Origin of the sequence: Nocardioides turkmenicus (assembly GCF_011045035.1) — a bacterium.
In the GTDB taxonomy this organism is placed as follows: Bacteria; Actinomycetota; Actinomycetes; order Propionibacteriales; family Nocardioidaceae; genus Nocardioides; species Nocardioides turkmenicus.
In genome coordinates, this window is the sequence record NZ_JAALAA010000020.1 from 44,086 (window position 1) to 65,516 (window position 21,431).

Annotated in this window: 21 protein-coding genes; 9 read left to right on the forward strand and 12 right to left on the reverse strand. The window is 69.3% G+C overall.

Going from position 1 to position 21,431, the window contains the following annotated elements; all coding sequences use genetic code 11:
* Nucleotides 1-41 precede the first annotated feature (41 nt).
* Nucleotides 42-575, reverse strand: coding sequence for a C40 family peptidase (locus tag G5C66_RS20565; protein ID WP_165112795.1), 534 nt, complete (start codon nucleotides 573-575; stop codon nucleotides 42-44).
* Nucleotides 576-1,093: 518 nt separating this feature from the next.
* Between G5C66_RS20565 and nhaA the strand changes: the two genes are divergently transcribed.
* From nhaA to G5C66_RS20580, 3 genes are all read left to right on the forward strand, one after another.
* On the forward strand, nucleotides 1,094-2,392 hold the full coding sequence (gene nhaA / locus G5C66_RS20570) for a Na+/H+ antiporter NhaA (protein ID WP_165112796.1): 1,299 nt from the start codon (nucleotides 1,094-1,096) through the stop codon (nucleotides 2,390-2,392).
* 42 nt (nucleotides 2,393-2,434) lie between these two features.
* Nucleotides 2,435-2,842 (forward strand): phage holin family protein, encoded by a 408-nt coding sequence (locus G5C66_RS20575; protein ID WP_008356285.1) that lies wholly within the window; start codon nucleotides 2,435-2,437, stop codon nucleotides 2,840-2,842.
* A gap of 146 nt (nucleotides 2,843-2,988) precedes the next feature.
* Complete coding sequence (locus G5C66_RS20580) at nucleotides 2,989-3,921, forward strand: DUF559 domain-containing protein (RefSeq protein ID WP_165112797.1); 933 nt, start codon at nucleotides 2,989-2,991, stop codon at nucleotides 3,919-3,921.
* A 117-nt stretch (nucleotides 3,922-4,038) separates the two neighbouring features.
* On the opposite strand, the gene G5C66_RS20585 is transcribed toward G5C66_RS20580, so the two are convergent.
* From G5C66_RS20585 to nth, 4 genes are all read right to left on the reverse strand, one after another.
* Nucleotides 4,039-5,217 (reverse strand): MarP family serine protease, encoded by a 1,179-nt coding sequence (locus tag G5C66_RS20585; protein WP_165112798.1) that lies wholly within the window; start codon nucleotides 5,215-5,217, stop codon nucleotides 4,039-4,041.
* On the reverse strand, nucleotides 5,214-5,897 hold the full coding sequence (locus G5C66_RS20590) for an NUDIX domain-containing protein (protein ID WP_165112799.1): 684 nt from the start codon (nucleotides 5,895-5,897) through the stop codon (nucleotides 5,214-5,216). Before G5C66_RS20590 ends, G5C66_RS20585 begins: the two co-directional genes overlap by 4 nt.
* Nucleotides 5,898-5,973: 76 nt before the next feature.
* The gene (locus G5C66_RS20595) at nucleotides 5,974-6,606 is read right to left on the reverse strand and encodes a TlpA family protein disulfide reductase (RefSeq protein ID WP_165112800.1); all 633 of its coding nucleotides are present in this window, start codon (nucleotides 6,604-6,606) and stop codon (nucleotides 5,974-5,976) included.
* The gene (gene nth / locus G5C66_RS20600) at nucleotides 6,606-7,322 is read right to left on the reverse strand and encodes an endonuclease III (RefSeq protein ID WP_165112801.1); all 717 of its coding nucleotides are present in this window, start codon (nucleotides 7,320-7,322) and stop codon (nucleotides 6,606-6,608) included. Before nth ends, G5C66_RS20595 begins: the two co-directional genes overlap by 1 nt.
* 221 nt (nucleotides 7,323-7,543) lie before the next feature.
* Between nth and G5C66_RS20605 the strand changes: the two genes are divergently transcribed.
* The 3 genes from G5C66_RS20605 (at nucleotide 7,544) to G5C66_RS20615 (ending at nucleotide 11,410) form a co-directional block, all read left to right on the forward strand.
* Nucleotides 7,544-8,221, forward strand: coding sequence for a Crp/Fnr family transcriptional regulator (locus G5C66_RS20605; RefSeq protein WP_141806424.1), 678 nt, complete (start codon nucleotides 7,544-7,546; stop codon nucleotides 8,219-8,221).
* Nucleotides 8,222-8,286: 65 nt separating this feature from the next.
* Entirely contained in the window at nucleotides 8,287-8,796 is a 510-nt protein-coding gene (locus G5C66_RS20610; protein ID WP_165112802.1) for a SigE family RNA polymerase sigma factor, read from the forward strand.
* Nucleotides 8,789-11,410 carry a WD40 repeat domain-containing protein gene (locus G5C66_RS20615; RefSeq protein WP_165112803.1) on the forward strand — a complete coding sequence of 874 codons (2,622 nt, stop codon included), beginning with the start codon at nucleotides 8,789-8,791 and terminating at the stop codon, nucleotides 11,408-11,410. Before G5C66_RS20610 ends, G5C66_RS20615 begins: the two co-directional genes overlap by 8 nt.
* A gap of 33 nt (nucleotides 11,411-11,443) precedes the next feature.
* On the opposite strand, the gene G5C66_RS20620 is transcribed toward G5C66_RS20615, so the two are convergent.
* From G5C66_RS20620 to G5C66_RS20640, 5 genes are read right to left on the reverse strand one after another with little or no spacing between them, the layout of a single operon-like run.
* On the reverse strand, nucleotides 11,444-12,040 hold the full coding sequence (locus tag G5C66_RS20620; RefSeq protein WP_165112804.1) for a YdeI/OmpD-associated family protein: 597 nt from the start codon (nucleotides 12,038-12,040) through the stop codon (nucleotides 11,444-11,446).
* Nucleotides 12,041-12,057: 17 nt separating this feature from the next.
* Nucleotides 12,058-12,852, reverse strand: a complete 795-nt coding sequence (locus G5C66_RS20625; protein WP_165112805.1) for an MBL fold metallo-hydrolase — start codon at nucleotides 12,850-12,852, stop codon at nucleotides 12,058-12,060.
* Nucleotides 12,849-13,724: an NUDIX hydrolase gene (locus tag G5C66_RS20630; protein WP_165112806.1), complete on the reverse strand. Its 876-nt coding sequence runs from the start codon at nucleotides 13,722-13,724 to the stop codon at nucleotides 12,849-12,851. Before G5C66_RS20630 ends, G5C66_RS20625 begins: the two co-directional genes overlap by 4 nt.
* A 50-nt stretch (nucleotides 13,725-13,774) precedes the next feature.
* Nucleotides 13,775-14,233: an Atu1372/SO_1960 family protein gene (locus G5C66_RS20635; RefSeq protein ID WP_165112807.1), complete on the reverse strand. Its 459-nt coding sequence runs from the start codon at nucleotides 14,231-14,233 to the stop codon at nucleotides 13,775-13,777.
* A complete protein-coding gene (locus G5C66_RS20640) occupies nucleotides 14,230-14,385 on the reverse strand; it encodes a Sp36 family protein (RefSeq protein WP_165112808.1) in 156 nt (51 codons plus the stop codon). The genes G5C66_RS20635 and G5C66_RS20640 overlap by 4 nt, the downstream gene beginning before the upstream one ends.
* 92 nt (nucleotides 14,386-14,477) lie before the next feature.
* Here G5C66_RS20640 and G5C66_RS20645 point away from each other — a divergent pair, with 92 nt between their 5' ends.
* Nucleotides 14,478-15,293, forward strand: a complete 816-nt coding sequence (locus G5C66_RS20645; protein ID WP_165112809.1) for a maleylpyruvate isomerase family mycothiol-dependent enzyme — start codon at nucleotides 14,478-14,480, stop codon at nucleotides 15,291-15,293.
* Between the two features lies 1 nt (nucleotide 15,294).
* On the opposite strand, the gene G5C66_RS27120 is transcribed toward G5C66_RS20645, so the two are convergent.
* Both G5C66_RS27120 and G5C66_RS20655 read right to left on the reverse strand, forming a co-directional pair.
* Nucleotides 15,295-17,946, reverse strand: coding sequence for a thrombospondin type 3 repeat-containing protein (locus G5C66_RS27120; RefSeq protein WP_165112810.1), 2,652 nt, complete (start codon nucleotides 17,944-17,946; stop codon nucleotides 15,295-15,297).
* A 126-nt stretch (nucleotides 17,947-18,072) separates the two neighbouring features.
* On the reverse strand, nucleotides 18,073-19,053 hold the full coding sequence (locus G5C66_RS20655; RefSeq protein ID WP_165112811.1) for a helix-turn-helix transcriptional regulator: 981 nt from the start codon (nucleotides 19,051-19,053) through the stop codon (nucleotides 18,073-18,075).
* 175 nt (nucleotides 19,054-19,228) lie between these two features.
* On the opposite strand from G5C66_RS20655, the gene bagA reads away from it, so the two are divergent.
* The gene (gene bagA, locus G5C66_RS20660; RefSeq protein ID WP_165112812.1) at nucleotides 19,229-20,245 is read left to right on the forward strand and encodes an ATPase BagA; all 1,017 of its coding nucleotides are present in this window, start codon (nucleotides 19,229-19,231) and stop codon (nucleotides 20,243-20,245) included.
* Nucleotides 20,242-21,408, forward strand: a complete 1,167-nt coding sequence (bagB, locus tag G5C66_RS20665) for an ArsA family ATPase (RefSeq protein WP_165112813.1) — start codon at nucleotides 20,242-20,244, stop codon at nucleotides 21,406-21,408. The genes bagA and bagB overlap by 4 nt, the downstream gene beginning before the upstream one ends.
* Nucleotides 21,409-21,431: the final 23 nt, after the last annotated feature.

The window sequence follows — 21,431 nt, forward strand, 5'->3', positions numbered from 1 at the left end:
CCGGCCCGGTCACCCTTCGTGGGTGGCCGGGCCGCTGCGTACTAGTGCTTCTTGTACTTCACCCGGCGGATGAAGTGGCTGTCGGTCCAGATCGGGTCCTTCTTGACGGTCTCGCCGGAGCGGGGCGAGTGCCAGACCCAGCGACGCCCGTCGTGCTTCCCGGCGTAGATGCCGACGTGGTAGACACCGCCGCTGCCGTAGAAGAAGACCAGGTCGCCCTTACGCGGCTTCTTGACCTTGAAGGTGTGGCTGACCTGGCCCGACGAGCTGTGCGGGAGGTGGTAGCCGAGCTTCTTGTAGACCCACTGGGTCAGACCCGAGCAGTCGTAGGCGTGGGGGCCGTTGGCGCCGTAGGAGTACGGGTCGCCGGCCTGGCTCTTGACGCGGCGGAGCGCTCGCAGCCCGCGCGACTTCTTCTTCTTTTTCTTCTTGGTGGTCTGGGTGCTCGTCTGGGCGCCGGTGTGGGCGCCGGCCTGGGCACTTGCTCCCGGCGGGGAAGCAGCCGTGGCGGACTGGGTGGGAGCGGCGACGAGCGCGAGACCGACCATCAGGACGGTCGCGAGGCCGAGGGTCATCGATCTGCGGACGCGCGAAAGCGCCCGGAAACACGATCCGGTCATTCGAGGTTCCCCTGTTGCAGCGACGCCTGCGAAGGTTCACCTGTCGGATTCGGGCTGCTGTTGCCCGGGCGCTGGATGTGTTCCGTCTACGCCTTCACCCCAAGCCGGTCTGCCTTGTCTCTGGCTCCCGGCGTACTGCTTGGCTCCCCCGTGCCCGTCACCGTGGTCGGATCGACTCTCCTCCGGTTGTGACGGGCCTCGGCGCGACCGGAGCGGCCCCACCGTTCGGTGAGGGCTGACCTCACTATGCAAGAAACCCGGTGCCAACCGGGGTATTTGTGCAGCAACTCACTCCAAGATTCCTATGTTTTCTTACGTTTGTCTCTGTTTACATAACAATGAGGCCTGGTTGCCTTCCCGGGTTGATCACCCTTCGGACTCGGACGACGGCACTTGCTAGGGTCGTCGTCAGGTGTGCCGGGAAGTCTGGTCGGCGTGATTTCGTCGACCCCCGAGCCTCTGGAGGCCCATCCGTGACCGACACCCGCAACCGCCTGTTCACCCGTGGCTCCTGGCTGGAGACGTCTCGTACGGCCGAGATCCTGCGCGCCGAGACGACCGGCGGCATCCTCCTCATCATCGGCGCGGTCATCGCGGTCATCCTCGCCAACAGCCCGCTGCAGGAGGCGTACGAGGCGGTCCGCGACTACCGCATCGGACCGCACGCCCTTCATCTCGACCTGACCATCGGCACTTGGGCGGCCGACGGACTGCTGGCGATCTTCTTCTTCGTCGCGGGCCTCGAGCTCAAGCGGGAGTTCGTCTCCGGAGACCTCCGCGACCCCCGGCGGGCGGCACTGCCGATCGCGGCGGCGGTCGGCGGCATGGTGGCGCCCGCCATGGTCTACGTGGTCGTCAACCTGATCGGCGGCGGCTCACTGGCCGGCTGGGCAACCCCGGTGGCCACCGACATCGCCTTCGCGGTCGCCATCCTGGCGGTGATCTCGACCCACCTGCCGGCAGGGCTGCGTACGTTCCTGCTGACCCTCGCCGTCGTCGACGACCTGCTCGGCATCATCGTCATCGCGGTCTTCTTCACCTCCGAGCTCCACATCGGCTACCTGCTCCTGGCGCTGGTCCCGATCGGCCTCTTCGCGCTGCTCGTCCAGCGCCGCATCCGTAGCCCCTGGCTGCTGATCCCGCTCGCCCTGATCGCCTGGGCGCTCGTGCACGCCAGCGGGGTCCACGCCACCGTCGCCGGCGTGCTGCTCGGGTTCACCGTTCCCGTGATCGCCCGCGACCCGGAGGCCGAGCGCGGCCTCGCCGAGCACTTCGAGCACCTGACCCGGCCGATCTCCGCAGGCATCGCGGTGCCGATCTTCGCGTTCTTCGCCGCAGGTGTGTCCTTGGGAGGCTGGTCGGGGATCACCTCGGCGCTGCGTGACCCCATCACGCTCGGCATCATCCTCGGACTGGTCGTCGGCAAGACCATCGGTATCTCCGGGTCCACCTGGCTGCTGGCCCGCTTCACCCGCGCCTCGCTCGACGACGATCTCGCCTGGACCGACGTGATCGGGATGGCGATGCTGGCGGGCATCGGGTTCACCGTGTCGCTGCTGATCGGCGAGCTCGCCTTCGGGTCGGATCCGTCGGCTCACGACCACATGAAGGTGGGCGTGCTGTTCGGTTCGGTGCTCGCTGCGCTGCTCGCGACGATCGTGCTGCGGGCGCGCAACCGGGTCTACCGCCGGATCGAGCAGCTGGAGACGATCGACCCCAACAAGGACGGCGTGCCGGACGTGTTCGAGGATGATCAGGGTCGAGACCGGTAAGGTCGTGGGCGCTCCACAACACACGTTCAGCGAAGGGTTCCCATGGCAGTCGACATCGTGAAGTCCCCGGGCGGCGAGGACCCGACGATCGGGAAGCTCGTCGTCGACGCCACCCGTGACATCTCCGAGCTCGTCAACAAGGAGATCACGCTCGCCAAGCAGGAGCTCAAGGTCTCGGTGACCAACGCCGGCGTCGGCATCGGCCTCTTCGCCGCCGCCGCCTTCCTGCTGGTCCTCGCCGTGATCATGCTGTCCGTCTCGGTGGCCTATTTCATCCACTGGGCCGGCCTGGGCCTCCACTGGTCCTTCCTCATCGTCTTCGGCTTCTACGTCCTGCTCGCCGCCCTGCTCGGCTTCATCGGCGTACTCAAGGTGAAGAAGGTCAAGGCCCCCGAGAAGGCCATCGCCCAGGGCAAGGAGATCCCCCGGGCGCTCAAGGGCCAACGCTGACCCACCCCGCCGAGGCGTCGGCCCGGTCGGCCGAGGCGTCACCGTGACGGGCCAGTTTCCGTCCACAGAGCAGGTTGAGCCCAGAGTTATCCACAGACGCAGCAAAGACGGATGACTTCGTACGCAACCTGACGGACGCTGCGGCCATGAACCTCTCACTCGTCAAGACCGACAGCACCCTGCCCGAACGTCCCTTCACCACGTCCGACATCGAGTCGGTCGCGACCAACCGCTACGCGCTCGCGCAGGCGATCAGCCATGGCGACGTACGCCGCCCGTTCCGGGGCGTCTATCTGCCCGCGCAGGCGGAGGACGACCCGGTGAAGCGCGCCGAGGCGCTGGTGCATGTCGTGTCCGAGCATCAGGTGATCAGTGACCGGACCGCCGCCTGGGTGCATGGCATCAACACGTTCACCCGGACGGAGATGGAACAGCTCCCGGCAGTGGAGACATGCGCCGTCCGCGGTCACACCCGCACCCGGCGCCCAGGCACTGACGGCCGCTCGCGCGACCTTCGTCCCGAGGACATCACGGTCATCGGTGGCGTACGTGTGACGACGCCGCTGCGGACCGCGCTCGACCTCGGCTGCAACCTGAACCGGCGCGAGGCGATGGCCGCGCTGAACGAGTTCGCCCGCCACCATGGGATCACCCGAAGCGCCCTCGACGAGCAGCTGCCACGCTTTCGGGGGCGGCGTGGCGTCGTTCAACTCCGCGGGCTCATCCCACTTCTGAACCGCCGCCTCGAATCCCAACGCGAGTCCTGGACCCTGCTCGCCATCAGCGACGCAGGGCTCCCTCTCCCCGAGGCCCAGGTCTGGGTGGACGTCGAAGGAATCCCGACCTACCGCCTCGACTTCGCCTATCGCCTCGCCAAGGTGGCGATCGAGTACGACGGCGAGGACCACGACGACCCGGACCAGCGAATCTACGACGAGGAACGCCGAGGCTGGCTGATCGATCACGGCTGGACGATCGTCATCGTCCGCAAGGGCGACTTCACCGGAGACCGCCTCGACGCCTGGCTCCGCGAGATCAAGGAAGCTCTGACCCCGACCTACTCCTCGCGCCGGTTCTGATCGACGGGTCACCCGCGCAGGCCGAGGCGTCACCCGCGTCGGCCGAGTTGGCATCACGCTGCCAACTCGGCCGACAGGAGTGACGTCTCGGCCGACCTAGCCGACGCCTCGGCGAGCTCAGCCGGCGCAGGCCCCGGTGTCGACAGCAGCCGTCTGAGAGCGAGCCTCGCGGGCGATGTCGATGACCTGGTCGGTGGTGAGGGCATAGCCGGTCTCGGAGTCGGTGACCGAGGCGGCGAAGACAACGCCGACGACGTCACCCTCGGAGTCGACGATGGGGCCGCCGGAGTTGCCGGGGCGGATGAGGCTGCGTACGGAGTAGACGTCTCGGATCACGGTGCCGACGCCGTAGATGTCGGGCGAGCGGAGGCGCTGCTCGGCCCGGATGCGGCCGGGCTGTACGTCGAACGGACCGTCCTGCGGGTAGCCCAGGACAGCGATCGGGTCCTCGGCAGCGGCGGTGCGGTCGAACTCGAGGCGCTTGAGGTTGCCGCCGCCCTTGAACTTGAGGACCGCGATGTCGATCTCGGGGTCGTAGTGGACGACCTTGGCGTCGTTGGCGCCGTCACCGACGATCACGTTGGGGTCGTCGACGCCGGCCACGACGTGCGCGTTGGTCATCAGGTAGCCGCGTCCGATGACGAACCCGGTGCCCTCGACGCCCTTGCCACACTCGTTGGCGCCACGGATCTTGAGGACGGACTCCCCGGCGCGTACGACATCGGGGTCGGTGAGCATGCGCCGCGGCCCCGGACCGACCTCGACGATCCGCTCGCGGGCGAACGGCTCCAGGTAGCGCGGGAAGAACGAGGTGCCGACGACGTCGTTGAACGCACTCAGCGCACGGTCGGCGGGCGACGGCATGATCGAGTCGACCTTGGCGAGGATCGCGGACCCACGTACGGCTGGGGTCAGGCCGTTGATCTGGGCCCCCGAGATCGCGACGCCGAGGGCCCAGGCGACCACCAGCACGGCAGCAGCGCTGAGCAGCGACCCACCGAGGGCGTCGACGATCCGTGCCGGCTGCCAGGTGATCTCGTCGCGCACTCTGACGCCGCCGTACTGCAGCACCGCCTGCCCGATCGACGCACAGGCGATCACGACGAACAGCGCCCCGAGCGAGACCCACAGCGACGGAGCCGCGCTGCCGAGCACCTTCGGCGCCAGCCAGATGCCGATGAAGCCGCCGAGCAGCAGTCCGCCGGTCGCGAAGGCGCCGGTGATGAAGCCCTGCCAGTAGCCCGAGAGCGCGTAGGCCCCGACGAGGATGATCAGGATCCAGTCAAGAAAATTCACGGCTGATTCCGTTCGCGTCCCTGCAGCATGTATTCGGGCAACTCCTTGATCGGGGCGTCCGGAATCTCCGTGATCCACCCGAGATAGGTGAAGAAGCGGTTGATGATTCCACCTGTGAAGCCCCAGAGGATGACATCCTTCTCCGGTCCGATCAAGAACGCGGGCATCAGCCACCCGCCGCGACCCGGCGAGCCCACCTGGATCCGGTGGGCCGGGTCCGTCAGGTCCGACAACGGCACCCGGTAGACCGCATGCACCTCCTCGACGGAGCGTGTCGTCACCGGCGACGGCTCCCGCCACCACGCGATGATCGGTACGACCGCGTGGTTGGAGAACGGGATCCAGAGCGCCGGGAGCCGGCCGACCACGTCGACACCCGTCGGATCGAGGCCGGTCTCCTCCCACGCTTCCCGGAGCGCCGCCTCCTCGGCCGTCTCCCCCGGGTCGAGCCGTCCGCCCGGGAACGACACCTGGCCAGGGTGAGAACGCATCGTGTGGGATCGCTCGGTCAGCAGCAGGTCGGGACCGTCAGGGCCCTCCCCGAAGAGCATCAGCACGGCCGACTCCCGCGCGCTGCCGTCCGCCGGCGGCAGGAACTGCGAGATGTCCTCGCCCCGGATCTGCTCGGCCGCGGCGACGATCTCGTCGAACCACTCCGGCCGCGTCCCGTTGGCACTCACGCGACCGCCTCCGTAGCGCAAGTGCCAGTCGGACGCGGTCGCGTGACGATTGGACGGTTCACTCGCTGACGCTCGCTCACAGCGTGATCCCCAGCTTCTTCTCCACGAGCTGCTTCACCTGGGCCGCACTCGTCATGCCACCCATCTGCAGCAGCTCGACCTCGCCGGAGGAGGACAAGACGTACGTCGCCGGCACCGCCCGCGCCGTGAGCGGCCCGCCCTGCAGCTCACCGCCGGGATCGGCGTACATCGGGAAGGTCACGCCGCGCGAGATCGCCTCCTCGAGCGCGACGCCGGGGACGGTGTCCATGACGTCGATGCCGATCACCGGCACCTCGTCTCCGTAGGTCTCGTAGAACGACTGGAGCGCGGGCATCTCCTCCTTGCAGGGCGCGCAGAAGCCCTGGAAGAGGTTGATGACCATGGGCCCCTCGAACGAGGCGAGGTCGGCCGGCTCACCACCGCCGAGGCATGGCAGCACGATCGACGGCAGCCCGCCGTCGCTGGCCGTCCCGGGCGCACACGCTTCCACCTTCGAGGCCTTCTTGGCCGCCACCATCTCCTCGGTGGCGACGTCGACCTTCGAGGAGGACGGCCCGTCGCCGAGCGGCGCGCCGGACTGCCCGCCACCGGCGGAGGGCTCGGTGCCGCAGCCGGCCAGGACGGCCAGCAGCACAGCGGCCACCGCCGCACCCACACCCCGACCCATCAGTTGCGGCCCTCCGTACGGACCAGTTTCGCCGCAGCGACCGGGTCCGTCGGCCCCTCCCCGTACGCCGGGCACAGCTGCGACACCGGGCAGGCGCCGCACGCCGGCTTCTGAGCGTGACAGATCCGTCGCCCGTGCCAGATCACGTGGTGGGACAGCATCGTCCAGTCCCGCTTCTCGAACAGGGCGCCGACCTCGTGCTCGACCTTGACCGGGTCCTTCTCGGTCGTCCAGCCGAAGCGGCGCGAGAGCCGTCCGAAGTGGGTGTCGACGGTGATCCCCGGCTTGCCGAAGGCGTTGCCGAGCACCACGTTGGCGGTCTTGCGCCCGACACCGGGCAGTTTCACCAGCTGCTCCAGACGGGACGGCACCTCCCCGTCGTACTCCTCCACCAGCACCGCGCTCAGCTTCAGCAGCGCTTCGGTCTTGGCCCGGAAGAAGCCGAGCGGCCCGACGAGCTGCTCGAGGTGTTCACGGGGCGCCGCGGCCATCTCCTTGGCGGTCGGATAGGCGGCGAACAGGGCGGGCGAGGCCAGATTGACCCGCTTGTCGGTCGTCTGTGCGCTCAGCACCGTGACGACCAGGCACTCGAAGGGGTTGGTGAAGTCGAGCTCGGCCTTCGCATCCGGGTAGGTCTCACCGAGGATGCGGTCGATCCGACGGGCGCGACGCACCAGACCCAGGCGCGTCTCAGTCGCAAACTTCTGGGCAGGCACGCAGCAAGGCTACGCGGCCGCACCGACAATCCCGATCCGGCCCAGCAGGCGACTAGCACAGATACCACCGCCAGCATGCACTTTCCGGCCATCTTTCTGGCCGTATCGGCGACCTATCAGCGGCTTATCGGTGGGGGATGTGCACCTGTGAGACGTTCCACAGATAGGATTCCCGGTGTAATACCCGCGGATGTGGGGATAATCCAGGAGGAATGGCCGCAATGGACAACGACGTACTCCGTCAGGCACCGCTCTTCAGCGCACTCGACGACGAGTCGATGACGGCCCTGCACGCCTCGATGGCAGAGTCGAAGCTCCGCCGCGGGGAGGTGCTCTTTCACGAGGGCGACTCCGGCGACAAGCTGTACGTCGTGATCGACGGCAAGGTGAAGCTCGGACGCACCTCGTCCGACGGCCGTGAGAACCTTCTCGCCATCATGGGCCCCGGCCAGATGTTCGGCGAGCTCTCGCTCTTCGACCCGGGCCCCCGCTCCGCCACCGTCACCGCGGTCACCGACTCCGCCTTCGCGAGCCTGTCTCACGAGGACCTCCTCAAGTGGCTCGAGGGTCGCCCGGTCGTCGCCCGCGGCCTGCTCTCCCAGCTCGCCGGCCGCCTCCGCAAGGCCAACGACGTCGTCGCCGACCTCGTCTTCTCCGACGTGCCCGGCCGTGTCGCCAAGGCCCTCCTCGACCTCGCCGACCGCTTCGGCCGCACCGCCGACGACGGCGTCCACGTCCACCACGACCTCACCCAGGAGGAGCTCGCCCAGCTCGTCGGCGCCTCCCGCGAGACGGTCAACAAGGCCCTGGCCGACTTCGCCTCCCGCGGCTGGCTCCGCCTCGAGCCGCGCAGCGTGGTCATCATGGACATCGAGCGCATGGCCCGCCGCGCCCGCTGAGTCTTTACCTTCCAACAGGCACCCGGCCTCCTTTCATCCGGCGTAGTAGCCGGTGAAAGGAGGCCGTGTCTTTGTTCTCCCCCACAGATCTCGATCGCGGGGCGTTCGAGCACTTCGTACGCACCCGGGTCCCGGCGCTGTCCCGAACCGCCTACCTGCTCACCGGTGACGCGCACCTCGCCGAAGACCTCGTCCAGCAGGCGCTCTTCTCGGCAGCGAAGTCATGGCACCGCATCCAGGGCGACCCCGAGCCGTACGTCCGTCGCATCCTCTACACCCAGAACATCTCCTGGTGGCGCCGGCGTCGGCTGCAGGAGACCCCGATGGAGTCATACGAAGCACCGACCGCCCCGACGAGCGACTCCGACCTCCGGCTGAGCCTCGAGCAGGCGCTCGCCGAGCTGACCCGGCGACAGCGCACGATCCTCGTGCTCAGATTCTTCGAAGATCTCACCGAGGTCCAGACCGCGCATGTCCTCGGGATCCACTCCGGCACGGTCAAGTCCACCACCCGCAAGGCACTCGCCCGCCTGCGCATCCTCGCGCCACATCTCGAGGAGCTCCTCCATGACTGACCAGCAGCTCCGCGAGGAGCTCCACCGCATCGCCGAGCGCGCCCCTGAGGCGTACGTCCCCACCGACACCTTCGCCCGCGGCCGCCGCGCCCATCGCCGCTCGGTCGTCATCGCCATCAGCGGGATCTCGGCTGCCATCGCCCTCATCGCCGGCACCGTCGCCCTGGCTCCCACCCGAAACTCGGCGGAGGTCGATCCCGCCCGCAGCCATGCCGGCCTGGCCGTCCCCGACACGCTCCACGCCGCCCCGAGCTGGCTCGCCGAGTCCGAGAACGGCCGTTACACCCACGCCGACGACCTGGAGCAGGACCTGGCCATCGGGGTCGGGGCGATCGCATACGTCCAGCCTGCCGAGGACTCGAACACCGCCGTCCCCGTCGTGGTCGATGCCGACGACGGTGACTACCACCCGCTCGATCTTCCCGACTTCATCGGGCTCGATCCCTACTGGGAGAACGGAAGCGGCGAGAACGACGGCCACCGACCGATCGCCCTGTCCCCGGACGGCAGGAACCTGGCGTGGGCGTGGGGAATGGCTCGAAAGGCGACGGAGGACGAGGTGGTGGCAGGTGGCGTCCGCGTCGCTGATCTCACCACCGGCGACGTCGCCGAATGGGACCTCGCCACGGCCTCCTGCCCCACCACGAGATGCGAAGACCGCGGCGTCTACGTCTCCGACCTGGAGTGGTCCGACGGCGGCACGAAGCTGCTGTGGGCCGGTTCTCGCATGGACCGATGGGACGATGAGTCGTACGTCCCCGGCGAGGCCGTCGCCGGGGTCATCGATCCCGGGACCGCGTCCGTCACCCCTTATGCCGGCACCATCGACGGGGTCGTCTCCCTGTCGACCTGGGCTGTGGCCGACGACGGCACGATTGCCTTCAACGGCCCGTTCGGCTCGGGCGCCGTCCAACTCCAGTCGACTGGAGGAGAAACCACCAAGGTGGCTCTCCCGGCCGATGCCACCGCAGGCGAAGCCATCCAGTTCCGCGGATCCGAGCTCTACGTCGTCACCGACGCAGGCATGGCTCCACTGGACGGCACCGGGGCGACATTCGGCCGGCCGAACGGCTTGCCGATCGGACCGATCGGTTGGGTGGGCGACGCGCCCCTCGTCAATGCGTTCGGCAATACCGGGGGCGCCTACATCGGTCAGCTGGGAACGTCGGAGAGTGACTCGCGAGTGCTGATCGAATGCGACGACGTCAGCAGCTTCGTCGCGGGCACCGTGAGCATCGCGTACGCCCTCATCGATCCCGACGCGGCCGACCCCACCGTCTTTCGCATCCCGCCCATCTTTCTTCCGCCCTGGCTGAAGACGACTGCGTTCTGCCTGGTCATAGGAGTGATCGCGGTCGCGCTCTGGCGTTGGCGACGCCGCACACGAGCCGTGCGACCTTTCCGTCGCACGGCGAACCCGGACACAGTCGTCATGTTCGTCGTCCTCGCCGGGCTGGTCGCGGCGTTGCTGTTCCAGTCGTCGGCCACTGTCACATTCGACCTCTCGCCGAGGGAACCAAGCGGCGTCGTCGCCATCCCGTCGGGCACCCCGACGAGCGCACCCAGCCCGACCCGGGCGGTGATCCCGCGGCACATCCGCTGGACAGACGACCCGGACAAGCACGTGCCCGTCTCCGACTCTCTGGCCGTCGGCCGCGCGACGCTCGCCTTCCCCGACGAGACCTTCGTCGATGACGGCGGAGCGGTCGTGGTGATCACCGTCGACGGCGACTACCATCGCCTGCCTCTGCCGGGCGTGCGTGAGACCTGGGGCATGACGGAGGAGCCCATCCGGCTCTCCGCCGACGGCACCCGCCTGGCGTACGTCGCCGAGGACCAGAGTCTGAACATCATCGACCTGGAGACCGGCAAGGTCACCGAGCACCCGCTCGAGATGGACGGCAGGATCACGAGTCTCTCTTGGTCACCGAATGCGGAGTGGTTGGTCTGGGACTCCGACTACGAGCATCGGGCCGCCGGCCGTATCTCCCCTGATGGCACCGCCGAGCCACTCCCCGAAGGAAGGTGGGAGAACGCGGGCATCGGTGACGACGGCACAGTCGTCGTACGCAACGAATCCGGCACCAAGATCTGGCCCGGCGGTGCCACCGACCTGCCTGGCACGGGCCAGGAAGGTCGGTCGATCTGGATGGGCGCGGGCGCCCCGGTCGCCGGCGTCGACGATCCCGGGGTCCGCTCGATAGGCCGGGACTCGGGCGGCAACGTCGATCTGGCGATCGGGCGCCATCCCTCGGTACGAGGAGTAGACCTCGACGGCCGTGACCTCAGGGAGGTCGCCGGCTGGACGGCTGACGGCACCCCGCTGATCGTGACGGCGAATGACGACGGACGCGACCTCCGTACGGTGTCTCCCGACGGTGAGACCGAGGTCGTCGCTCACCTCGACCACCGCGTCACTCGGCTGGCGATCGCCACGGCATTGCCCGCCGGCCTGGCGGTGACGGCTCCCGATCCGGACTGGACGTGGACGAGCCAGCCCTTGACGAGCCACCTTCCCACGGTGCTGTTGGCCGCGGCAGTGGTCGGACTCGCCGTCTTCGTCGTCTGGCTCTGGGTCAGGAGTGCTCGGCGAGCAAGGCGAGCTGAGCTCTGATCGATAGCTCAACGGCCCGACGAAGAAACGCGGCTACTGAGGCCGGCGCTTCTGTGGATGGATCGTCTCGTGACGGGCGAGCATGGCGACGTACTCCTCGATCTTGCGCGCCCGCGCGGCCTCGGTCTTCAGGGAGGTGATGCGGTGGTAGAGGGCGAAGCGGTTCTGGGAGGTGAGGACGTCGTACATCGCCTGGGCCTCCGGCACCGCGGCGATCGCGGCGAGGAGGTCGGGCGGGGTCTCAGCGGTGGCGGAACCCGCGTACGCAGCCTCCCACCGCCCGTCCGCCTTGGCCGCTTCCACGGCAGCGCGGCCGGCCGCGGTCATCCGGCCCTCGGCCTCCAGACGGCTGATGTGCTCGACGTTCCGCTGTGACCAGCGGCTCTTCGGCCCGCGCGGGGTGAACCGCTGGAACGACGACTGCTCGTCGCGCCGCCGGGCCTGGCCGTCGATCCAGCCGAAGCAGAGCGCCTCGTCGAGCGCGGTCTGCCAGGTCAACGTGGTCAGCGTGCCGCCCTTCTTGGTCAGCACCAGCCAGACCGCGGACGTGTCGGCATGGTGCTCCTCCAGCCAGGCCCGCCACGCGGGCGGATCGGGAAGCAGGAGCTCGACTCCGGGCAGGGTGGCCATGAGCCGAAGAGTAGGCCTCAGCGCTCAGCGAGGTAAGCCAATTGCGCTCTCACCGAGAGCTCGGCGGCACCCCACAGGACCTGGTCCACATCGGCGTACACGATCTCCACGATCGCCCGCGGGTCCGCCTCGGCCGGGGTAGCCCCGAGATCTACGAGAGCCTCCTCGACCTGACCGAGGCGCTCACGGCGGTGGGCGATGTAGTAGTCGAGCGCGCCGAGAGCGTTGCCGATGACCGGGCCATGACCAGGCCAGACGCTGCCGACGCCGTGCTCAGACGCCAACGCGTGCAACCGGTCCAACGAATCGAGGTAGGCGCCGAGCTCGCCGTCGGGATGGGCGACGACCGTGGTCCCGCGCCCGAGGACGGTGTCGCCGGTCAGCACGGCGCCATCGCCCGGCAGCCAGAACGACAGCGAGTCCGAGGTGTGGCCGGGCGTCCCGACGACGCGGATCTCGAGACCGTCGACCTCGATGACATCGCCGTCGCCGAGCCCCTCGGTGCCGAGCCGGTATTCCGGGTCAAGAGCGCGTACGCCGGCCCCGACCCGCTCCGCGAAGGCCCGTGCCGCCTCGGAGTGGTCGTAGTGGTGGTGGGTCAGCAGCACCGTCGCCACCTCGCCGGCCGCCTCCGCGACCGCATCGAGATGTCCCTCGTCGAGGGGCCCGGGGTCGATCACGACCGACCGGCGCGCGCCGGGCTCGCGCAGCACCCAGGTGTTGGTGCCGTCGAGCGACATGATGCCGGGGTTGGGCGCGAGGATGCACTGTCCGCGCTCGCCGAAGACCCCGCCCGACCAGGACTCGCTCATGAGCGTCCCCTTCCGGCGATGAGGGACTCGTGCAGGGGCAACATCGACAGGGCGTGGCCGCCGTCGACCTCGGTGACAGCCGGGGTGAACATGGTCAGCTCACGCTCCGCGGCGGCGGCGAGCACGTCGTCCTCCGAGCCGATCGAGGCGACCTCCAGGCAGTTGAGGTAGGTCGGCGGCATCATCGCGAGCTCGCCGGCCTCGACCTGCTCGACCGCCTCGGCGGCGCCGAGCCAGTGCACCGAGGAGGACTCGCTGGACACGTCGCGCGTGACCTGCCCCTCGGGCAGCCGTGCGACGAAGAACCAGGTCGCGAAGCGCTTCGGCTCGAAGACCGGCGTCGTCCAGGCGGCCCACGGCGCCAGCAGATCCGTACGCAGCACCAGCCCACGCCGGGTCAGCAGCTCGGTCAACGACACCGAGCGCGACTCCAGAGCGACCCGGTCCGCCTCCCACTCCGCGCCGGAGACGTCGTCGACGACGGCGTCTGCCGAGGTCCCGGCGAGCAGCACCCCGCACTCCTCGAACGTCTCCCGCACCGCCGCGGCGACCAGTGCCCGGGCCCGGGACTCGTCGACCCCGAGCCGGCGCGCCCACTCACCGGCGGACGGCCCGGCCCAGCAGGAGTCGGGCAGCTCGGCGTCGCGTACGTCCACACCACCGCCGGGGAAGACGGCCATCCCGGCGGCGAAGCCCATCGTCATCTGCCGACGGAGCAGATACACCTCGGGGCCGGCGCCAGAGCCCGGCCGCAGCAGGAGGACCGTCGCTGCGTCACGCGGCTCGACCGGGGTGCGTACGCCCTCGGCGTACTCCCCGGCCAACGCCACGATGTCGTCACCAAGCCGGACAGGAGGGATCGGGATGCGCACGCTCGTCACTGTAGCGACGCGCACCCCCGCGCCCTACCCTCATCCGAGACTCAGATCTCGACGACGATCTCCACCTCGACAGGCGCGTCGAGCGGCAGAACCGGAACACCAACAGCCGAACGAGCATGCCGGCCGGCGTCGCCGAAGACCTTCCCGAGCAGCTCGGAGGCACCGTTGGCGACACCCGGCTGGCCGGTGAAGTCAGGCGTGGAGGCGACGAAGCACAGCACCTTCACGACCCGCTTGACCTGCGAGAGGTCACCGATCTCGGCCTTGACCGCCGCCAGGGCGTTGAGCGCACACTGCTGCGCCGCGGCGTACCCGTCCTCGGCCGACACGTCCCCGCCGACCTTGCCGACGGAGAGGAGCGCGCCGTCCTTCATCGGGAGCTGGCCCGACGTGAAGACGTGGTTGCCCGAGCGTACGGCCGGGATGTAGGCCGCCACCGGCGGCACCACGTCCGGAACGCTCAGTCCGAGCTCGGCCAGGACCTCTTCGGGGGCGCTCACTCCGTGACCGCCCGCTTGAAGAATCCGACGTAGTTGCCCGTGCCGTTGTCGAGGATGGAGACGAGCTCCCACCCGTCGGCACCGAAGTTGTTGAGGATCTGCGCCGCCGCGTGGTTGAGGACGGGCGCCACCTGGTATTCCCACTTGGTCATATCCGCACCCTACTTCGCGAGGTTCCGGCGGTTCCTCCCGATGACATGGTTTGATCTTCCAACCGAGCCCCGGACCCACTACCGTCGGGGCCGTGACTTCCACTGAGCAGCTGAAGACGTACGTCGACACCTGGTGGTCCTCGGTCCAGGATCTCGTCGCGCTCCTGGAGGAGCTCCCCGAGAACGAGTGGGATCTGCCCACCGACCTCCCCGGCTGGGACGTGCGCGCCGTCGCCTCTCACGTCGCTCATCTGGAGGGCCTCACCGCCGGCGCCCCGCGGGAGGAGGCCGAGGTCCCCGAGTCGGATCACATCAGGTCACCGATGGGCCAGTTCACCGAGATCGGCGTGCTCACCCGCCGTGAAGCCGCTCCGGCGAGCATCATCGACGAGATCCGCCGCTACTCCGCCGTACGCCACGAGGCGCTGCTCGCCTCGCCGCCCGAGGACCCCGCGGCGCCGGCGCCGGGCGTCTTCGGCGCGATCGGGTGGACCACCGGCAAGCTGCTCCGCAACCGCCCGCTCGACGTCTGGCTCCACGAGCAGGACATCCGGCGCGCGACCGGCCGCCCCGGCAACCTGGACACCCCTGGCGCCCTCCACACCGCCGACTACCTCCTCGAAGGCGTCGGTTTCGTGCTCGCCAAGAAGGCCGGCGCCGACCCCGGCTCCACGGTCGTCGTCGAGGCCGAGGGGCACGCTCCGTACGCCTTCACGGTCACCCGCGAGGGCAAGGGAATCCCTGTCACCGACCCGGTGACCGACCCCACCGTCACCCTCTCCACCGACCGTGAGACGTACGTCCTCCTGGCCGGTGGCCGGGCCTCCGCCGATCCCACCAAGGTGAGGATCAGCGGCGACACCGCGCTCGGCACCAAGATCGTCGAGAACCTCAACATCACCCCTTGATCTAGCGCCCCGGACGGGACAGCGGGTCGTACGGGTCGGTCCCACGCGCCCGCTCCTTGGCGTTGGAGTGACCGTCGCCGTCGATGTCGACATCGCAGGCGTCACCGGCGCCGTCTCCGTCCATGTCCGCCTGGCCGGGGTTCGGGTGCCGGACGCAGTTGTCGCTGTCGTCGCTCACGCCGTCGTCGTCACGGTCCACACCTGGGGCGGTGTGCACGACGGTGCGGTCGGCCGACGCGATCACCGTGCCATCGTCCTCCCACTCGACCGTGATCTCATGGGTGCCTTCCGGGACCGCCACGTCGAGGGCGTAGGTATCGAGCTTCTCGCCGCCGGCGGTGTCGACGTCCTCGCTGGCGACCAGCGCGCCATCGACGTAGACGCGGACGTGCTCGGTGGCCGGGATCGGACACCCGTTGGCACCGTTGCCCGGCTCGTCCGGGCAGAGGTCGTAGACGTCGGGGACACCGTCGCCATCGCCGTCCGGACAACCGGTGGGCGCCGGTCCGGGGTTCTCCGGACAGCGGTCGTCGGCGTCCACGACTCCGTCTCCGTCGGTGTCGCCACCGGTGCCGACGACGGTCGCGGTGAGGGTGTACGTCGTCTCCGGCACCCCGACGACCAGGTAGGGGTCGATCCGGATGTCGAGGTCACCCTCGACGCCTTCGAGCACCACCCGCTCGGGCTGCCCCGCCGAAGCCGCCCGGCCGGTGGCCGCGCCGGTGACGTACATGTCGAGGTCGCTGGCGTCGTCCCAGCTCAGCGCCAGCTCCACAGTGCTGACCTCGGGGACCGAGAGTGTGAAGTGGTGGCCGGCCTCGGGCACCAGGCCGAGCGAGGAGTCGGCGACGGTGAACGTGTTGCCCTCGGAGCGCTCGAGCACGATCGGGTCCATCAGACTGCCGGCCGCGGACCCGGTGGCCCGGCCGCTGGAGGCGGACGTCGTGCCGGTCGCGCCGCTGTCCGGTGCCGCGACATCGATCGAGCCGGCGTCCGGAGCCCGGTCGTCCGTCACGATGGTCCACACCTTGTTGGGCGTGGTGTAGCCGGAGAGCGCGAAGACGTCGTACGGTGCAGTGACCTTGGCGTCTCGCTCCAGGTAGCTGCGCGGGATGCGGAACCTCACCGTGTCCGCCGATGCGTCCCATGCCGACCACTCGGCCGGCACCGCGCGCTCCATGGAGTGGTCGTAGGTCGCCACACCGCTCTGGGTGACCTTGGAATCGAACTGACGACCACCGATCGAGACGCTGTACTGGGGCAGGCCGACGACGTCGTCGGGCCACAGGTCGGCCACCTTGATGGTGGCGACCAGGTCCAGCGCGGTCGCCTCGACCTCGAGTCGCTCGATGTCGCCGTAGGTCGAGCTGGAGTCACCGGCCGGGTCGTCGTGGGATGCGTAGGGTTGGGTCGGCCCCGCGTCGATCGGGCGCCGCTCGACGGTGCCGCTGACGTGGACGTGACCGTCCGAGGTCTCCGCGCCGTGCTCGGGACTGTCGACGGTGAGCACCGGAGAGTGGGTATCGACCGGGACCGGCGTCCAGTCGGTCTCCTCGGCGGCCGGCGTGGTGCCGACGTCAGGCTGCGGGCAGTCCCATGCGGAACCGGTGGAGGACGCGTACCGGTGGTTGTCGGGGTGTTGCACCTGGAACGGGTCGCCGTCGCCGATCCGGTCGTTGGCGTGGAGGTGGTCGGCGTCGCTGACCGCGCCATCGCCGTCGACGTCGAGGTAACGGCTCATCCGGGTGGCGAAGGCCTCCACGTTGAGGGTCGAGACGCACTTGCTCTGACCCGGCGGGTCGTAGCTGTAGGCCATGATGTCGGTGGTCGGCACCGGTCCCCACTCGCCTTCGGCTCCGTCGCCGACATGGCCGAGCGTCAGGCAGTGGCCGGTCTCGTGGAGCACCAGGTCGAAGAGGCTGAACGCATCCGTCTTGCCCGGCACCGGGTCGACGGCACCGTTGACCGAGAAGCAGACGTTGCCACCCGCGCCGCCACAGTCCTCGACGTAGTAGCCGCCGCCGTCGCCGTGGTGACCGTCGTACCCGGGCATGCCCTCCCAGGTCTCCAGGCTGAACGGGTTCTCGATGTTGTGGCAGGGCACCGCGTTCTCGTCGAGGATGCCCAGCGCGGTGGTGAGGTACGTCGGGTCCACACCGATGCCGAGACCGCCGGCCGGGTTGCTCGCGAGGATCACGATCTCTGGGTCGTAGAGCGGGTAGGTGCTCGGCGCCTTCCCGTCGACGAGCTCGATGATGTGCGGCGAGATGGTGAACTCGACACCGTCGCGCAGCCAGTCCAGGCCCATCTCGTCAGAGAGGTAGTGGATGCCGCCGGCCCAGGCATCGGCCGCCTGCTTCATGATCCGCAGGTCGCGTTCGGCGGTCGGGCTGGCCGGTACGACCACGGCGACGTCGACCTTGGGGCTGTCGAGCGCGTTCAGCCCCGTCTTGCCGTGGTAGCAGATGTTGTCGGGATTGTCGCGGCTGTGGTCCCGGACGCATCCGGGCGGCAGATTCCCGTCACCGAAGTAGGGCCCGACGTAGTCGTCGGCCGGGCTGGCCGGGGCTGCGGGGGCTGTGAGTACGATGCCCGCCACCAGGAGCAGCGCACCGACCAGTGCGAAGAGCGGGCGTTGGATTCGATGGGGCACGTCGTATCCTTCCGAAGCACGAGCGGGACCACTGGTCCGGCGCCGCTGTCGGTAGAGCGGTCAGCGAACGCTAAGGCGCAGCGATGACCGGTTGCGGCCATTGCCCGGAAATGGCCATGACTGGCGTCAGAGCCAGCCCTTCTCGGCGGCGCGGACGCCGGCCTGGAACCGCGAGTCCACGTGCAGCACGCTCATCAGCTCCTTGATTCGCCGCCGGACCGTCCGTTCGCTGATCGCCAGGTGATGGGCGATGGCGACGTCGGTCATCCCGGTGGCCAGCAACTGCGCCAGGCGTCGCAACCCCGCCTCTGTGTCCCCCAGCGAGCTCGGGTCGTCGACGTGCGGCTTGACCTCGGCGGCGTGCTCCCAGATCGATTCGAACAGGGCGAGCAGCGAGTCCAACAGCACCGAGCTGCGTACGATCACGGCAGCGCCGGGCGTCACGCCGTCGGTGTGGACCAGAGGCAGCAGGCCCCACTCCCGGTCGACGATCACCAGCTTCAGGGGAACGCTCGCGATCCGGGACTGTTCCCCGGCGGCAGCGCCGGCCAGGATCCGTCGCACCTGGGACGGGTCGTCCAACAGGGACCGATCGAAGACGGTCCGCAGCACCAGTCCGTCGGTCTTCATCCGCTCTGCCTGCTTGCTGGTGATCTCGCGCGCTTCTGCTTCCTCGATCTTCATGGCGTACGGGGGCCGGTCGAAGACCGCCAGCTCTTGCCGCGCCGTCCGCACCACCTGCCGGAAGAGATGTTGCGAGGCGTCCTCACCGGTCACCACCTCGACCAGCTCGGTCGGATCGGCCCGCTGGGCGACCCGCCAGACTCGGGCGGCGACCTCGGCAGCCTGGACCCGGACTGACTGAAGAGCACGCATCTGCTCGGCGATGAGCACCTCCACCGCCTCCTCCGGAGGCGCGACGACGTACTCCTGCGCCGCGCCGGCGAGGCGTCGCACCAGGCCTTTCGCCTCCAGCGCCGCCACCGCCTGTCGCCGCTGTGCCGCCGGACCAGGCGCCAGCAGGTCCTCGAGCGCGAGCCGCCCGCGGCTCACCAGCAACTCGTAGACAGCCGCCTCGGTGGAGTTGAAGCCCAAGGTCTCGAGCATCGGCACCTCGCTGGGGCAGAAGAAGGGGTATCGATTCTAGATCGCGGCGCCGTCACCGGCCAGCGTCCTGATCCGGCCACGATGAGTGCACGGCCCCGAGATCGAAGCCGGTGGCGCTGCCGCCAATACCTGGGACAGGCCTCGCCGGAGGGTGGCCACAGATAAGGTCGGGTCCATGAGTTCCGACTGGCCCCATGTGCAGCTGCACGTGGTGACCGGCAAGGGCGGCACGGGCAAGTCGACGGTGGCTGCGGCGCTGGCGCTCGGGCTGGCTTCCCACGGCAAGAACGTCCTGCTCTGCGAGGTCGAGGGCCGGCAGGGCGTGGCGCGGATGTTCGACGTCGACCCGCTGCCCTACGCCGAGACCCGTATCGCGACCGGGCTCCGGATGCGGTCCCGGTCCGGCGCGGACGCCGAGCCGGGCAACGTCTACGCCCTCCACATCGCGCCGGAGGAAGCCCTCCTCGAATACCTCAAGATGTACTACAAGCTCGGCCCCGCAGGCCGCGCCCTTGACCGCTTCGGCGTCATCGAGTTCGCGACCACGATCGCCCCGGGCGTACGCGACGTCCTGCTCACCGGCAAGCTCTTCGAGGCCGTCCAGCGCAACAGCCGCAACAAGGGCGCGCGCACCTACGACGCCGTCGTGCTCGACGCTCCCCCGACGGGCCGCATCACGACCTTCCTGAACGTGTCCGAGTCGGTCGCGGGCCTGGCCAAGGTCGGCCCGATCAAGAACCAGGCCGACACGATGATGACCCTGTTCCGCTCCCGGCGCACCGCGGTCCACCTGGTCACGCTCCTCGAGGAGATGCCGGTCCAGGAGACCGCCGACGGCATCAGCGAGCTGCGCGCCGCCGGACTCCCGGTCGGCGGCGTCATCGTCAACCAGGTCCGTCCCCGCGACCTCCCCGACGAGTCCCTGGCCGCCGCCCTCGCCGGCTCCCTCGACGGGGAGACCATCGCCGAGGACCTCAAGCGCGCCGGCGTCGAGCCCGACCCCAGCCTGATCTCCGCGCTGGCCGCGGAGGCGAAGGAGTACGCCGAGCGCCGGTCCCTCGAGGACGCCCAACGTCGCCTCGTCGCCGGTCTCGGTGTCCCTACCTACGAGCTCGACCGGGTCGCCGGCGGGATCGACATCGGCGGGCTCTACGAGCTCGCTGCAGAACTGAAGGAACAGGGGCTCGCATGACGTCCCACCCACGCGTAGGCCCGCTGGCCGCCCAGGCCGAGCACACCCAGACCCTCGAGGTCGACCGGCTGCTCGACGACCGCGACACCCACATCATCGTCTGCTGCGGCAGCGGTGGAGTGGGCAAGACGACCACCTCGGCGGCGCTCGCGCTGCGCGCGGCCGAGCGCGGGCGCAAGGTCGTGGTGCTGACGATCGACCCCGCGCGACGGCTCGCCCAGTCGATGGGGATCGCCCAGCTCGACAACACGCCGCGTCCCGTTCCGGGGATCGGTCCGGGCCGGCTCGACGCGATGATGCTCGACATGAAGCGCACCTTCGACGAGGTGGTCGAGTCGCAGGCCAGCCCCGAGAAGGCGCAGCAGATCCTCAACAACCAGTTCTACATCGCGCTCAGCTCCAGCTTCGCGGGCACGCAGGAGTACATGGCGATGGAGAAGCTCGGCCAGCTCTACCGCGACTCCTTCGCCCACAACGGGGGCAACGGCGACTACGACCTGATCGTCGTCGACACGCCGCCGAGCCGGAGCGCCCTCGACTTCCTGGACGCCCCCGAGCGACTCTCCAGCTTCCTCGACGGTCGCTTCCTGCGCCTGATGCTGGCGCCCGCGAAGGGACCGGTCCGGCTCATGTCGGCGGGCATCAACATCGTGACCAACGCGCTCAAGAAGGTCCTCGGCGGGCAGATGCTGAGCGACCTGCAGACCTTCGTGACCGCGCTCGACACGGTCTTCGGTGGCTTCCGGCAGCGGGCTCAGGAGACCTACGCGCTGCTCCAGGCCGACGAGACCGCCTTCCTCGTCATCGCGGCTCCGGAGCCCGACGCGCTGCGCGAGGCCGCCTACTTCGTCGAGCGGCTCTCCGGCGACCGGATGCCGCTCCAGGGGCTGGTCGTCAACCGGGCCACCCTGCCCGACGACGCCGCGCTCACCGCCGCCGCGGCCAGCGCTGCGTCCGAGCGTCTCCCCGACGCGCCCCTCACCGCCGGGCTGCTGAGGCTCCACGCCGACCGCGCCCTGCTGGTCGAGCGCCAGCACCAGCTGCGCGAGCGCTTCGCCGTCGCCCACCCGCACGTCCCGACCGCCGTGGTGCCGGCTCTGCCCGGTGACGTACACGATCTCGACGGGCTCCGCGAGATCGGCCGGCTGCTGGCCCAGGGCTGAGCGCCTGGAAACAAGTCGAGCCA

What these genes read in the sequence shown, in the direction of transcription:
- G5C66_RS20565 (WP_165112795.1), bottom strand. Translation starts at nt 575, where the DNA reads ATGACCCTCGGCCTCGCGACCGTCCTGATGGTCGGTCTCGCGCTCGTC.
- G5C66_RS20575 (WP_008356285.1), top strand. Translation starts at nt 2,435, where the DNA reads ATGGCAGTCGACATCGTGAAGTCCCCGGGCGGCGAGGACCCGACGATC.
- G5C66_RS20580 (WP_165112797.1), top strand. Translation starts at nt 2,989, where the DNA reads ATGAACCTCTCACTCGTCAAGACCGACAGCACCCTGCCCGAACGTCCC.
- G5C66_RS20595 (WP_165112800.1), bottom strand. Translation starts at nt 6,606, where the DNA reads ATGGGTCGGGGTGTGGGTGCGGCGGTGGCCGCTGTGCTGCTGGCCGTC.
- G5C66_RS20605 (WP_141806424.1), top strand. Translation starts at nt 7,544, where the DNA reads ATGGACAACGACGTACTCCGTCAGGCACCGCTCTTCAGCGCACTCGAC.
- G5C66_RS20615 (WP_165112803.1), top strand. Translation starts at nt 8,789, where the DNA reads ATGACTGACCAGCAGCTCCGCGAGGAGCTCCACCGCATCGCCGAGCGC.
- G5C66_RS20620 (WP_165112804.1), bottom strand. Translation starts at nt 12,040, where the DNA reads ATGGCCACCCTGCCCGGAGTCGAGCTCCTGCTTCCCGATCCGCCCGCG.
- G5C66_RS20625 (WP_165112805.1), bottom strand. Translation starts at nt 12,852, where the DNA reads ATGAGCGAGTCCTGGTCGGGCGGGGTCTTCGGCGAGCGCGGACAGTGC.
- G5C66_RS20640 (WP_165112808.1), bottom strand. Translation starts at nt 14,385, where the DNA reads ATGACCAAGTGGGAATACCAGGTGGCGCCCGTCCTCAACCACGCGGCG.
- G5C66_RS20655 (WP_165112811.1), bottom strand. Translation starts at nt 19,053, where the DNA reads ATGCTCGAGACCTTGGGCTTCAACTCCACCGAGGCGGCTGTCTACGAG.
- bagA (WP_165112812.1), top strand. Translation starts at nt 19,229, where the DNA reads ATGAGTTCCGACTGGCCCCATGTGCAGCTGCACGTGGTGACCGGCAAG.
- bagB (WP_165112813.1), top strand. Translation starts at nt 20,242, where the DNA reads ATGACGTCCCACCCACGCGTAGGCCCGCTGGCCGCCCAGGCCGAGCAC.